The sequence below is a fragment of the Streptomyces sp. CY-1 genome, from assembly GCF_047218265.1.
In the GTDB taxonomy this organism is placed as follows: domain Bacteria; phylum Actinomycetota; class Actinomycetes; order Streptomycetales; family Streptomycetaceae; genus Streptomyces; species Streptomyces niphimycinicus.
Map to the genome: position 1 here is coordinate 6,597,417 of NZ_CP178393.1, position 13,385 is coordinate 6,610,801.

Sequence of the window (13,385 nt, forward strand, 5' to 3'; positions counted from 1 at the left end):
CGGGCCGGACCGCCCGGGACCGCTCGCCTACGCTGGAACCATCGCTCCGTACGAAGGAGGTCCACCGTGGCACTGACGGCCCCCGAGCGCGAGGCGCGCGCGGACAGTGGCGAGAGCACCGCTTCATCGGTCGAGGAAGCCTTCGTGGCGTTGAGCGCGGCAGCCCCCGAGGGATGGCGCGTGGAACTGATCGAAGGAGAAATCCACGTGGTGCCTCCCGCTAACGGTGAGCACGAAGAGATTGTGTCGGAAGTGACTGGGCAGGTACGCGACCACAGGAAGGACCTGGGGCGCTACACCGGCGTCGGACTCCGCGTTCCGGATGCGTCACCAACCGGCAAGGTCGTTCCTGATTTCGTCATCGCGCCGAAGGGGAGCTTCGGTGACTCGTTGGAGTACCACGACCCCGGCGCGGTGATGCTCGTCGGCGAGGTCACCTCGCATTCGACCGCCGACAACGACCGGGGGCCCAAGCTGCGGGGCTACGCGGCGGCGGGCATTCCGTTCTATCTGCTGATCGACCGGGAACGGAAGCAGGCCGTGCTGCACTCCCTGCCCGCCGGGAAGAGGTACACCCGCAAGGTCGAGGTCGACATCTCCCAGCCGCTGTCGCTGCCCGAACCGCTCGGGTTCGACCTGGACACCAGCGAGTTCTGACCCCGGTCCCCTTCTGTTTATGAGCGCCTTATGGGCGTCGGCGCCCTATGAGCGCCTTATGGGCGCCGATATGGCGAGGGCCGCCCCTGGTGTGGGGCGGCCCTCAGTGTTTCCGCGCCGGTGAAACCTCAGACGTTGACGCCGAAGTCCTGGGCGATGCCCACGAGACCGGCGGCGTAGCCCTGGCCCACGGCACGGAACTTCCACTCCGCGCCGTTGCGGTACAGCTCGCCGAAGACCATGGCGGTCTCGGTCGCGGCGTCCTCGCTCAGGTCGTAGCGGGCGATCTCGGTGCCGCCGGCCTGGTTGACGATGCGGATGAACGCGTTCCGCACCTGGCCGAAGTTCTGGCTGCGGGACTCGGCGTCGTAGATCGAGACCGGGAAGACGATCTTCTCCACGTCGGCCGGCAGACCGGCCAGGTTGACGTTGATCTGCTCGTCGTCGCCCTCGCCCTGGCCGGTGACGTTGTCACCGGTGTGGACGATGGTCTGGTCCGGGGTGGACTTGTTGTTGAAGAACACGAAGTGCTGGTCGGAGTAGACCTTGCCGTTCGCGTTCACGGCGATGGCACTCGCGTCGAGGTCGAAGTCGGTGCCCGTGGTGGTGCGGACGTCCCAGCCGAGGCCGACCGTGACGGCGGTCAGGCCCGGTGCCTCCTTGGTGAGCGAGACGTTGCCGCCCTTGGACAGGCTTACAGCCATGGGGAGTCCCTTTCGTGGTCTCGATGATTCGAGGCGACGGGCGAAGCCGTCGTCACCCTCCACAACGCCACGAACAGCCCGACAGGTTCCAGCTCCCTTTACTTTCTTTGCCAAACCCTGATGCGGCGGTGTGACGAGATAACCGGATGACGCCGCCGGGGTCGGCAGGCGACCATGGACCCATGCCCGCGCCCTATGTCATCCGAGGTTCGGTCTCCTTGCCGGAGGCCGAGCTGATGTGGCGTTTCTCGCGGTCCTCCGGACCCGGAGGACAGCACGTCAACACCAGCGACAGCCGGGTCGAACTGCGCTTCGACCTCGCCCGCACCGAGGTGCTGCCGCCCGTGTGGAAGGAGCGCGCGCTGGAGCGGCTGGCGGGCAAGCTGGTGGACGGGGTGGTGACCGTAAGGGCCTCCGAGCACCGTTCACAGTGGCGCAACCGCGAGACGGCCGCCGTAAGGCTCGCATCGCTGCTCGCGGAGGCGACCGCACCACCGCCCAAGCCGCGCCGCCCCACCCGGATCCCCCGGGGCCTCAACGAGCGGCGGCTGCGCGAGAAGAAGCAGCGCGGTGACGTCAAGCGGGGGCGTACGGGGCGGGGCTGGACGTAACACCGGGCCCAGGGCGTAACACCGGGCCTGGGACGTAACACCGGGCCCGGGGCCGACGGGGACCGAGCCGACCGGACTCCCCGCTCCGTGCTCTTCGGCCCCCACCCCTTGCCGCCCTCACCCCAGCGTCCGGTAGCGCCCCCTGAAGTACGTCAGCGGTCCGCCCTCCGCGGCCGGTGCCGCCGCGGCGAGCACCCGTGCCACCACCAGCGTGTGGTCCCCGGCCGTCACCCGCTGCTCGGTGCGGCACTCCAGCGTCGCCAGCGCGCCCACCGCGAGCGGGGCGTCCGTGTGCTCGCCCCGCACCACGGGCATGTCCTCGAACAGCAACCTGTCGCTGATGCGCCCCTTCATGGCGAATCGTCCCGCGATGTGCCGCTGACCTTCCGACAGGACCGATACCGCCCAATGCGGCTGTCGCTCCAGCAGCTCGTCCATCCGTGAACCGTTGCGAACGCTCACCATCACCAGCGGCGGGTCAAGTGACACTGACATGAACGCGGTGGCCGTCATGCCGACGTCCTCGCCGCGCGGCCCCTCCTCCGGGTCGTGCGCGGTCACCAGCACCACGCCCGCGGTGAGCCGCGCCAGCGCGGCACGGAACTCGTCCTCGCTCACCCCACCAGCATGGGGGACGGCGGGCTCGGCTGGACTGGAAGGAGTCGTCGGGAACACCCTTCGACGCTAACCGCCCCCATCCCCTCCCCGCATCGGACCCGGGGACCACGGCGGGCTTAGGTCATCGGCCGTAGGCCGGGCGCCGGCCGGGGGCGCTCGGGCGGTAAAGGCGGCTGCCTTGCATGGCCAGGTATCGCCGTTCCGGAATTTGCGTTCACAAAAACTTGGAGCGCTCCCACCCCCTCTGTCGGAGAAGTGAATACGTTCTGTGACATGAATCACAGCAGCCAGTAATTGTTGACCCTGTGTACCGAGTGAACAGCTCGCTGTGATTCAGTGGCCGTGGCAATCGGACGACAAGACGCCAGGAGTTTGCTGTCGAGGTCTCGGGGGAGTGCGATCGATGGAGACCGAGTCGGAGCCGTACATCCGCCTTGCGACACTGCGGCAGTTGCACCAGGTAGTGGCCGATCTGAACACCGCCCGCAGCCTCGCCGACACGCTTCAGGCCGTCGCCGACGGCGTCATCGCCGGGCTCGGGTTCGAGCTGTCGGCCGTCAACCTCGTCCGTCCCGACGGAGACCTCGTCGTGGCCGCCGTCGGCGGCAGCGCCGGGGCCGAGGCGCTGATGGCCGGGCGGGTCGGCTCCCGCTGCTCCTGGGAGCGCCGGCTGTCCATGGGCGACCGCTGGGGCGATCTGCGCTTCATCCCGTACAGCGAGGGCTGGGTCCTCGACGACGACGATGTCCCGCAGTGGCACACCCCCGGCCCCGCGCCCCGCTTTCCCGACGAATGGCACCCCATGGACCGCCTGTTCGCCCCGCTCTTCGCGGCGGGCGCCGCCGGCGGCGAGCTGATCGGCGTCATCTCCGTCGACAAACCGCGCAACGGCCGCCGCCCCGGCGCCTGGGGCCGCGAGGCCCTCCAGATGTACGCCTTCCACGCCGCCGTCGCGATCGGCAACGCCCGGCTGCGCGGCAATATGCAGCGCGCCCTGCTGCGCCTGGAGCGTGAGCAGCAGGCGCTGCGGGCCAGCGAGGAGTCCTTCCGACAGGCGTTCGAGTACGCGCCCAGCGGTATGGCCATCGCCGAGATGGGCGGCGATCAGCACGGCCGGCTGCTGCGCACCAACGACGCCCTGTGCCGGCTGCTGGGCCGCCCCGCCTCCGCGATGCGCCGCTTCTCCTTCTCCGACCTCGTCCACCCCGAGGACATCGGCACCCTGCTGCGCACCTCCGCCGAGGGCGGCCGCGCCGAGCTGCGGCTGGCCCGCCGCGACGGTTCCTACGTCTGGGTCTCGCTGCGCAACTCGGTGGTGGCCGACGCCGCCGACGGCCCGCGCTTCCTGCTCACCCATGTCGAGGACATCGAGGAGCGCAAGCGCCATGAGCTCCAGCTCGCCCACCGCGCCAGCCATGACTCCCTGACCGGCCTGCCCAACAGCGCCGAGCTGCGCGCCCGGCTCGCCGCCCGGCTGTGCGCCACCCCGCCCCGGCCGGGCGGGGGCTACGACGACGCGGCCGCCTCGCCCGACGGCGGGCTCGCGGGCGGCGGCGGGGTCTATGTCGACGCGGCGGGGCATCTGCACGGCTTCGACGACTTCGAGTGCTTCGGCACCCCGCCGCCCGCCGAGAGCGTCCCGTTCGACGGCCATGTGCACACCATCCCGCCCAATGAGGACTCCAACGCCGATGACGGCCATAAGGGGCTCGCGGTGCTCTTCTGCGACCTCGACGGCTTCAAGTCCATCAACGACCGCTTCGGGCATCACGCGGGCGACGCCGTGCTCATCGAGGTCGCCCGCCGGCTGACCAACGGCGTGCGTGAAGGGGACACGGTCGCCCGGCTCGGCGGCGATGAGTTCGTCGTCCTCGCCGACGGCCTCGGCCGGGCCGATGCCCAGGATCTGGCGGTGCGGCTGCGCAATGCGATCACCCCGCCCATCCGGGTCGACGGCCGGGCCGTCCGGGTGGGTGCCAGCTTCGGCATCGGCTGGGCGGGCTGCGGAATGTCGGCCGAAGAGGTGCTGCACTCCGCTGACCAGCGCATGTATATCGAGAAGCGGTCCCGCTCCAAGGAGCGCCGCCGGGCCGGGTAGCTATGCCGGTGGGAGGTTGTGAGATATGTCGGGGGGTAGGAGGGGTGCACCGACCGGCCGAATGAGGTGTGGGAGCGGTCGGTCGCGGTAGGCTGCGCCGATGCGGCCCTGCCGCCGACAGTGAACCGATCGTGAATATTGGCCATCCGGACAGCACACGCCCTGTTGAGGCCCTCTCGACCCTGATATGAGCTGTCGTGGCGCGTTCTGATCCTGCGCCGATGGCCATATGCATAGGGGAGTGACGAGGGATGACGGCCGGCAACAACGGCTCGGGCACACCGGAGAACGACGACCCGTTCGCCTACCTGTACCGCTCGGAAGGCGACCAGGGGGACCAGGGCGGTCAGTCGGGCCAGCCGGGTCAGCCGGGTGCCGCCCCCCGCGCCGGTGGCTACGGCTACCCGGGTCCGGCCCAGCCAGGGGTTCCCCGCACCTCCTACAACCAGGTCCGTGCGGTGGGCGAGCGCACCTACGGCCAGCAGATCCCGAACCAGCCGCCGCAGGGGTACGGCCAGCAGCAGGGCGGCTACGGTCGGCAGAACGCCCACTACGCCGCCCCCGAGACGCTGCCCGGCGGGGCACCCCGCCAGCCCGGTGCGGCCGCCCCGCGCGGCGGCCATGGGGGAGGCGGCCGCGGCCCCAACAACAAGGGGCTGCTGATCGGCGCGATCGCCGTGGTCGCGGTGGTCCTCGTGGGCATCGGGGTCGCCATGATCACCAATGGTGACGACAAGAAGGACGACCAGGCCGATCCGACGAACCAGCCCACGGCGGGCTCCAGCGTCGGGCCGGGCGAGTCCTCCGGGCCCTCCAAGGCGCCGGACGAGAATCTGCCCACCGAGGACGCCTCGAAGATGCGGCTGGCCGGCGGCGCGGCCCCCGCGACCGACATCAAGGGCGCCAAGGCCGACGGCGGCTCCTACGTCGGTGTCAACGCCCCGGGCGCGTCCGCGACCTGGAGCGTGGACGTGGCCAAGGCGAAGTCGTACCGGCTGTACGTCACGTACGGCGTGCCCGGCGAGGACCAGAGCATGTCGCTGACGATCAACGGCAAGAAGGAGACGCGGCCGCTCAACATGAAGAACTTCGCGGGCGCGCCGAAGGGCGACTTCGAGAAGGGCTGGACGGAGACCTGGTCGATCGTCCAGCTCAGCAAGGGCACCAACACGATCACCGTGTCGTGCGAGAGCGGCGACAAGTGCAACGCCAACATCGACCAGATGTGGCTGGCCAAGGCCAAGGGCTAGGGCCTGATCCAAACGACAGGCCCTAGTGTCCTGAGTCAGAGATTCGGTGGCAGTAGGCGGCGACTTTGTCGAGGATCTCGTCGGCTGTTTTCGTCCAGATGAACGGTCGCGGGTGCTCGTTCCAGTCGGCCAGCCATGCCCGGATGTCGCGTTCGAGAGCCTGGACCGAGCGGTGGACGCCGCGCCTGAGCTTCTTCTGTGTAAGTTCGGCGAACCACCGCTCGACCAGGTTCAGCCAGGAGGAGCTCGTGGGCGTGAAGTGCAGGTGGAAGCGAGGGTGTGCCAGCAGCCACTTCTTGACCTCGGGAGTCTTGTGGGTCGCGTAGTTGTCCAGGATCAGGTGCACGCCGAGACCCGCCGGAACTTCCCTGTCGAGCCTGGCCAGGAACTTCTTGAACTCCACGGCCCGGTGCCGGCGGTGCAGGGAGCCGATGACCTTCCCCGTAGCCACTTCCAAAGCGGCGAACAAGGTGGTGGTGCCGGCCCGGACATAGTCGTGGCTGCGGCGTTCGGGAACGCCGGGCATCATCGGCAGGACCGGCTGCGAGCGGTCCAGCGCCTGGATCTGCGACTTCTCGTCCACGCACAAGACCAGGGCCTTCTCCGGCGGGTCGAGGTAGAGCCCGACCACGTCGCGGACTTTGTCGATGAAGAGCGGATCCGTGGACAGCTTGAACGTCTGTGTGCGGTGCGGTGCCAGGGCGAACGCCCGCCAGATCCGCGAGATGGCCGACTGCGACATCCCCGTGGCCGCGGCCATCGACCTGGTGGACCAGTGGGTTGCGTTCTTCGGGGTCTCCTCCAGCGTCTTGACGATCACACGCTCGACATCGGCATCAGTGATCTTCCGTGGAACGCCGGGCCGCGACTCGTCGGACAAGCCGTCCAGGCCATGTTTTAGGAAGCGCCGTCGCCAGGTGCGGACCGTGTCCGGGGCGACCCGCAGCCGACGCGACACCTCCATGATCGAGTGGCCCTCCGCGCACTCCAGCACGATCCGCGACCGCTGAGCCAACGCCTGGGCCGTCGTACGACGACGCACCCACCCCTCCAGCACCGCCCGCTGGGCATCAGTCAGTAACAACGGCGGAATCTTCGGACCCGGACGACTCATACCCAACTAACGACAAATCTCCGACTCAGGTCACTAGTGTGATGCGCCAGAAATGATGAGACTAAGTCTGTAGGCTGTTTTCATGGTGTCTCGGGGTCCTCGTGCTGTCGAAGTGGTGCTGTCTGCCGAGGAGCGGTCGGAGCTGTCGCGTTGGGCGGGTGGTGCGGTGTCGGCCCGTGTGGCGGAGCGGGCCCGGATCATTCTGGCCTGTGCGGAGGGAGCGTCGAATGCCGGTGTAGCGGCGGACTTCGGGGTCTCCACGGAGACGGTGCGCAAGTGGCGCATGCGGTTCGTGGCCCGGCGGATGGCGGGCCTGGTGGACGAGCCGCGGCCGGGGCGGCGTAAGCCGGAGCTGGTGCTCTCGGAGGTCGAGCGGGCGGAGCTGACACGCTGGGCGCGGCGGGCGAAGACCGCGCAGTTCCTTGCGTTGCGGGCGAGGATCGTGCTGCGGTGTGCGGACGGTGGGACGAACAAGGAGGTCGCTGCCGAACTCGGTGTATCGCAGGGAACGGTGAATCGCTGGCGGTCGAGGTTCGTCCGGTTGCGGCTGGACGGGCTGACCGATGAGCCGCGTCCGGGCAGGCCGCCCTCGATCCTGCTGGAGCAGGTCGAGGATGTGCTCACGGCGACGCTGGAGTCCACCCCGGGCGAGGACACGCACTGGTCGCGGGCCTCGATGGCGAAGCACTCCGGGCTGTCGAAGTCCTCCATCGGGCGGATCTGGAAGAAGTTCGATCTCAAGCCCCATCTCCAGGACGCTTTCAAGCTTTCCACTGACCCGCAGTTCGTCGCGAAGGTCGTCGACGTCGTCGGCCTGTACCACGATCCGCCCGAGAAAGCGGTGGTGCTGTGCGTGGACGAGAAGAGCCAGATCCAGGCGCTGGACCGGTCCCAGCCGGTGCTGCCGATGATGCCGGGCATGCCTGAGCGGCGCACCCACGACTACTACCGGCACGGCATCACCAGCCTGTTCGCGGCCTTCAACATCGCCGACGGCAGCGTCATATCGGAACTGCACCGCCGCCACCGAGCGATCGAGTTCAAGAAGTTCCTGGTCACGATCGACAAGGCCGTGCCCGCCGGCCTCGACGTTCACCTGGTCTGTGACAATTACGCCACCCACAACACCGCCGAGATCAAGACGTGGCTCGGAAAACACCCACGCTTCCACGTCCACTTCACCCCCACCGGCTCCTCGTGGATGAATCAGGTCGAGCGGTGGTTCGGCCTGCTGACGGACAAGCTCATCCGCCGCGGAGTGCACACCTCCGTGAAGGCCCTGGAGCAAGACATCAGGGCCTGGATCGACGGATGGAACGAGAACCCCAGGCCCTTCACCTGGACCAAGACCGCCGACGAGATCCTCAACTCTCTCGCTGACTACCTCACCAAAATCAACCCGCCGACCACTGAAACCTGAGACAGACTTAGCCTCATCATTTCTGGCGCATCACACTAGTAGTGCTTTGTTAGCCGGTCTTGTCACGTTCGGTGTGTGGTAGTTCGCTGGTTGTATGAGGGCTGGGGAGCTTGCCGCGTGTCGGGGCCGGTTAGAGGAGTTCGCTTCCGAGTTGTTCGCACCGTTGGTGCGGCGGGATCAGCGCGAGAAGGGCTTGCTGTACGTGCGGGGGCTGCTGCTGGACGGGCGGCGCAAGTCGATGCAGCCGATGGCTGAGCGGCTCGGGGCGGACCATCAGCAGTTGCAGCAGTTCATGACGTCCTCGACCTGGTCGGTCGGGGACGTGCGGGCCAGGCTGGCGTGGCGGGCCGTGCGGGTGGTCCGTCCGCAGGTGTGGGTGGTGGACGACACCGGCTTCCCCAAGGACGGCACCGCCTCGCCGGGGGTGGCCCGCCAGTATTCGGGCACTTTGGGCAAGGTCGGCAACTGCCAGATCGGCGTCAGTGTCCACGCCGCTTCCGACACCGCCTCGTGCCCACTGTCCTGGCGGCTGTTCCTGCCCACTGCATGGGACACCCCCGAGGCAGCCGCACGCCGCAGGGCCTGCCGGATCCCCGATGGCGAGCACCACCGCCCCAAGTGGGAACTCGCGCTGGAGATGCTCGACGAACTCGACGGCCATGGCCTGCGGCCCGCCGCGCTGGTCGCCGACACGGGCTACGGCGCGAACGCCGGCTTCCGGCACGGTCTGGAAGCCCGCGGGCTGGCCTATGTCCTTCAGGCCAAGGGCGAGATGACCGCTCATGCGGAAAGTTCCGAACCCCACCAGCCCGCCTACGGCGGTCTCGGGCCCCGCCCGCTGCCCCGCTACCGCACCCGCCCACTGTCCCTACGCGACCATGTGCTGGCCGCTGGACGCCACCACGGCCGGACCCTGACCTGGCGCAAGGGCTCCAAAGCCGCCATGAGCTCGCACTTCGTTCTCCTCCACGTCCGCCTCGCGGGCCGGCGGCCCAAACCGGCCGCCGACGGGACGATCCCGCTCACCTGGCTGATCGCCCAGTGGCCCGAAGACGAGACGGAACCGGTCAAGTACTGGATCTCGAACCTGCCCGCCGACATCCCCGCGAAAGATCTGGTCCGCCTCGCGAAGTCCCGGTGGCGGATCGAGCACGACTACCGAGAGATGAAGACCGTCCTGGGGCTGGACCACTTCGAGGGCCGCTCCTTCACCGGCTGGCACCGGCACGTCACCCTCGTCACCGCTGCCCACCTGTTCCTGACCGAACAACGGAGGAGCCCAAAAGTCCCTGCCAGGGCCTGACCCTCTACCAGGCCCTGGACCTCCTCCAACACCTCATCGCCACCTGGACCGGCACCTGCCCCACCTGCCAACAGACCGTCCCCTGGCAGCCCTACGACACCACCTAACAAAGCACTACTAGGCGCGGGACCGCTGCGGGTCGGGGCCCCGCGGAGGCCGCGGGGCTTCCGAGCCCGCGGCGGTGTTCACGGCGGCCTCGCCCCGCTGTCGCCCTCACGCCGCCGCCGGGTGCTCCGTCACCTCGACGCCCGCCAGCACCTCGTCGTAGACCGCCCGGTCGAACTCGCCCGCCACCGGGGCCCGTACGGCCGCCGCCGACAGGGCCACCGCGCGGGCGAGCCGGTCCGGCCACGGCGCCTCCTCGACCAGCCCGGACAGCAGCCCCGCGACCGCCGCGTCCCCGGCCCCGGTCGGATTGCCCGCCAGTTGGCGCGGCGGGGCGGCGCGCCAGGCGCCGTGGGCGGTGACCGCGAGCATGCCGTGGGGGCCGAGCGAGGCGGCCACCGCGCGTGCCCCGCGCCGCCGGGCGTCGCGCGCGGCGCGCAGCGGGTCGGTGGAGCCGGTGAGCCCGGCGAGCTCATCGAGGTTGGGCTTGACGAGATGGGGGCGGGCGGCGATGCCCCGGCGCAGCGGTTCGCCGCTGGTGTCCAGCAGGGTGGGCACGTCCGCCGCATGCGCCTCCCGGATGAGCTGGGCGTACGTCCCGACGGGGACCCCGGGGGGCAGGCTGCCGCACAGCGCGACCGCCGACGCCTCGCGCAGCAGCCGGCCGTAGGCGTCCATGAAGGTGGACCACTCGGGGGTGGTGACGATCGGGCCGGGCTCGTTGAGCTGGGTGGTGTCGCCCGTGGTGGCGTCCACGACACCGATGGTGCGCCGGGTGGTCCCGGCGATCGGGACCAGCGCGTCGGTGATCGTTCCGGGCGGCGACTTGGGGCCGGTGCCGGACACGGTGATTCCGTCGAGCAGTTGCCGCAGCACCGCGCCGGTGACCCCGCCGACGAAGCCGGTGACGACCGTGTCGTGGCCCAGGGCGGCCAGCACCCGGGCCACGTTGAGTCCCTTGCCGCCGGGCCGTTCGGCGACCTCGGTGACGCGGTGGCTGGTGTGCGGGCGCAGTTCCGGCACCCGGTAGGTGACGTCGAGGGCGGCGTTGAGCGTGACCGTGAGGATCACCCTGGCATCCCCTCTCCCGTCCCCCCGCCGGACGGAGATTCCTGTGCTGAACGCGACTGTGTGCCGAGCCGTACGTGCCCGTGCCTGGGCCCGTCATGCCCGAGCCCCTGCCTGAGCCCGTGCCCGTGCCCGAGCGATCATGCCAAAACGAGTGGCTTCGGCACAGACCTCCGTGTCGTTCAGGACACCGTCATCGCCGCCCGAAATCAGGGCACTTCAGCTCAGTTCCGGACGGACAACCCAACTGCCCCGGCGCATCACGCCCCGCAACTGGAAGTCGTCGTCGAGCACCACGAGATCCGCGTCCTTGCCCACCTCGAGCGAGCCCACCCGGTCGGCGATGCCCAGCAGCCGGGCGGGGGTCGCGGACAGCGCCCTCACGGTCTCCGCCACGCTGAGCCCGTCGATCGTGACGGCCCGCTGGAAGGCCCGGTCCAGGGTGAGGGTGGAGCCCGCGATGGACCCGGCCGTCGGCCCGTCGCTGATCCGCGCGACGCCGTCCTTGACCTCGACCTCCATGGGGCCGAGCGGATAGCGCCCGTCGTTCATGCCCGCCGCGCCCATCGCGTCGGTGATGAAGGCGACCCGGTCCGCGCCCGCCCGGTGGAACGCCAGCTCCAGCATGGCGGGGTGCAGATGGGTGCCGTCGTTGATCAGCTCGATGGTGACCCGCTCGTCCTCCAGCAGTGCGGCGATCGGGCCGGGGGCGCGGTGCAGCAGCGACGGCATCGCGTTGAACAGGTGGGTCGCCACGGTCGCGCCCGCCTCGACGGCCTCCCGCGTCGCCTCGTACGTCGAGTCGGTGTGGCCGACGGCCGCGAGCACGCCGCTGTCGGCCAGCAGCCGTACGGACTCCAGCCCGCCCGGCAGTTCGGGGGCCAGGGTCATCATCCGCGCGGTGCCGCGCGCCGCGTCCACCAGCTTGCGCACATCCGCCGGATCGGGCGCGCGCAGCAGCGACGGCTGGTGGGCACCGCAGCGGTGGGGGGAGATGAACGGCCCCTCGAAGTGGATGCCCGCCAACTCGCCCTGCTCCACCAGCTCCGAGAGGACGGCGGCCTGCCGGGCGAGGTCGTCCAGATCGCCGGTGACGGTGGAGGCGAGCATCGTGGTGGTGCCGTGCAGCCGGTGCGTACGGATGGCGGTCAGCGACTCCTCGGGGCTGCCCGCCGAGAACGAGGCACCGCCGCCGCCGTGCACATGCAGGTCCACGAAGCCGGGGACGATCCAGCGGCCCGGCAGGTCGAGCGCCTGCTCCGCCTCCTCGCCGTGGCCGGACGCGGTACCCGCCGCCGATCCGGCCGCGCTGATGCGTGAGCCCTCGACCGTCACCCGCCCGTTGTCGACCACGCCTCCCGGCAGGACCACCCGGGCGCCTGTGAGAACCGTTCGCTGGACCATCAGGCGGTTACCTCCGTGGAGAGTCGATCCCAGGCGAGCAGACCCGCGCCCAGGCAGCCGGCGGTGTCCCCGAGGGCCGCCGGGACGATACGGGGAAGCTGCTGGAAGGTGAGCCGCTCCTCGACCGCGGTGCGCAGCGGCGCGAACAGGGTCTCCCCGGCCTCGGCCAGCCCACCGCCGACGATCAGCACACCGGGGTCCAGCAGGGTGAGGCCGGTCACCAGACCGTCGGCGAGCGCGCCCACCATCTCCCCCCATACGGCCACGGCCCTCGGATCGCCGGACCGGACGGCCTCGGCGCAGCCGGCGGCGTCGGCCGACGGATCACCGCTCGCCCGGGCCCAGGCGCGGCCCACCGCCGCCGCGGAGGCGAGCGTCTCCAGGCAGCCGGACTGACCGCAGCCGCAGGCGGGGCCGTCCGGCCGGACGACGATATGGCCGATCTCGCCGGAGGAACCGTGCGCTCCGGGGTCGATCCGCCCGTCGGTGCCGATGGCGCCCGCGATCCCGGTGCCGACGGATACGAACAGGAAGCGCCGTGCGCCCTCGCCCGCTCCTATCCGCCCCTCGGCCAGCCCGCCCATCCGGACGTCGTGCCCGAGCGCGACCGGGATCCCGCCCAGCCGCTCGGTGAGCAGCGCGCGCAGCGGGACGTCGCTCCAGCCGAGGTTGGCGGCGAAGACGGCCACCCCGCGGTCCTCGTCCAGGACCCCGGGCACGCCGACCCCCGCGGCCAGCGGGGGCCCGCCGAACCGCCGCTCGCCGATCTCGCGCAGCTCGGCGGCGAAGTCGAGGATCGCGGCGACGACCGCCTCGGGGCCGCGCTCCCGCTCGGTGGGCCTCCTGGCCTCATGGAGGAGTGTGGTGTCCGCCCCGATCAGGGCGGCTTTCATACCGGTGCCGCCCACATCCAGGGCGATGACGTGTTTCACATGGAACAGTCTCGCGCGATCGACCATGAGAGGTCTAGTCCACTCGCCGCTTCTCGTCGCGAGATCACGCCGTTGCCGGTAAGGGAGTTGGTATGAACCTG

12 protein-coding genes are annotated in these 13,385 nt (G+C 70.1%); 6 read left to right on the forward strand and 6 right to left on the reverse strand.

The genetic code is table 11. The features are described from left to right. Window positions 1–66: 66 nt before the first annotated feature. A complete protein-coding gene (locus ACK1X7_RS28410) occupies window positions 67–657 on the forward strand; it encodes a Uma2 family endonuclease (protein WP_385143420.1) in 591 nt (196 codons plus the stop codon). Window positions 658–785: 128 nt separating this feature from the next. On the opposite strand, the gene ACK1X7_RS28415 is transcribed toward ACK1X7_RS28410, so the two are convergent. Beyond that, entirely contained in the window at window positions 786–1,361 is a 576-nt protein-coding gene (locus tag ACK1X7_RS28415) for a TerD family protein (RefSeq protein WP_059142734.1), read from the reverse strand. Between the two features lie 182 nt (window positions 1,362–1,543). Between ACK1X7_RS28415 and arfB the strand changes: the two genes are divergently transcribed. Beyond that, on the forward strand, window positions 1,544–1,972 hold the full coding sequence (gene arfB, locus ACK1X7_RS28420) for an alternative ribosome rescue aminoacyl-tRNA hydrolase ArfB (protein WP_385143417.1): 429 nt from the start codon (window positions 1,544–1,546) through the stop codon (window positions 1,970–1,972). A gap of 117 nt (window positions 1,973–2,089) precedes the next feature. Here the strand turns inward: arfB and ACK1X7_RS28425 are convergent, their stop codons facing one another. After that, complete coding sequence (locus ACK1X7_RS28425; protein WP_385143414.1) at window positions 2,090–2,590, reverse strand: flavin reductase family protein; 501 nt, start codon at window positions 2,588–2,590, stop codon at window positions 2,090–2,092. 403 nt (window positions 2,591–2,993) lie between these two features. Here ACK1X7_RS28425 and cdgB point away from each other — a divergent pair, with 403 nt between their 5' ends. Beyond that, window positions 2,994–4,688 (forward strand): diguanylate cyclase CdgB, encoded by a 1,695-nt coding sequence (gene cdgB, locus ACK1X7_RS28430; RefSeq protein WP_385143411.1) that lies wholly within the window; start codon window positions 2,994–2,996, stop codon window positions 4,686–4,688. A 251-nt stretch (window positions 4,689–4,939) separates the two neighbouring features. Then, window positions 4,940–5,938, forward strand: a complete 999-nt coding sequence (locus ACK1X7_RS28435) for a carbohydrate-binding protein (protein ID WP_390793109.1) — start codon at window positions 4,940–4,942, stop codon at window positions 5,936–5,938. Between the two features lie 22 nt (window positions 5,939–5,960). On the opposite strand, the gene ACK1X7_RS28440 is transcribed toward ACK1X7_RS28435, so the two are convergent. Beyond that, window positions 5,961–7,052: an IS630 family transposase gene (locus tag ACK1X7_RS28440; protein ID WP_385158797.1), complete on the reverse strand. Its 1,092-nt coding sequence runs from the start codon at window positions 7,050–7,052 to the stop codon at window positions 5,961–5,963. Between the two features lie 82 nt (window positions 7,053–7,134). Between ACK1X7_RS28440 and ACK1X7_RS28445 the strand changes: the two genes are divergently transcribed. Together ACK1X7_RS28445 and ACK1X7_RS28450 are read left to right on the forward strand one after the other, a co-directional pair. Further along, the gene (locus ACK1X7_RS28445; RefSeq protein WP_386955605.1) at window positions 7,135–8,472 is read left to right on the forward strand and encodes an IS630 family transposase; all 1,338 of its coding nucleotides are present in this window, start codon (window positions 7,135–7,137) and stop codon (window positions 8,470–8,472) included. 94 nt (window positions 8,473–8,566) lie between these two features. Continuing rightward, window positions 8,567–9,775, forward strand: coding sequence for an IS701 family transposase (locus ACK1X7_RS28450; protein WP_413115804.1), 1,209 nt, complete (start codon window positions 8,567–8,569; stop codon window positions 9,773–9,775). A gap of 213 nt (window positions 9,776–9,988) precedes the next feature. Here the strand turns inward: ACK1X7_RS28450 and ACK1X7_RS28455 are convergent, their stop codons facing one another. The 3 genes from ACK1X7_RS28455 to ACK1X7_RS28465 form a co-directional block, all read right to left on the reverse strand. Then, window positions 9,989–10,951, reverse strand: coding sequence for a 1-phosphofructokinase family hexose kinase (locus tag ACK1X7_RS28455; RefSeq protein ID WP_385143405.1), 963 nt, complete (start codon window positions 10,949–10,951; stop codon window positions 9,989–9,991). A 216-nt stretch (window positions 10,952–11,167) separates the two neighbouring features. Next, window positions 11,168–12,352 (reverse strand): N-acetylglucosamine-6-phosphate deacetylase, encoded by a 1,185-nt coding sequence (gene nagA, locus ACK1X7_RS28460; protein WP_413115805.1) that lies wholly within the window; start codon window positions 12,350–12,352, stop codon window positions 11,168–11,170. Then, complete coding sequence (locus ACK1X7_RS28465) at window positions 12,352–13,284, reverse strand: ROK family protein (protein WP_413115806.1); 933 nt, start codon at window positions 13,282–13,284, stop codon at window positions 12,352–12,354. The genes nagA and ACK1X7_RS28465 overlap by 1 nt, the downstream gene beginning before the upstream one ends. Window positions 13,285–13,385 lie beyond the last annotated feature (101 nt).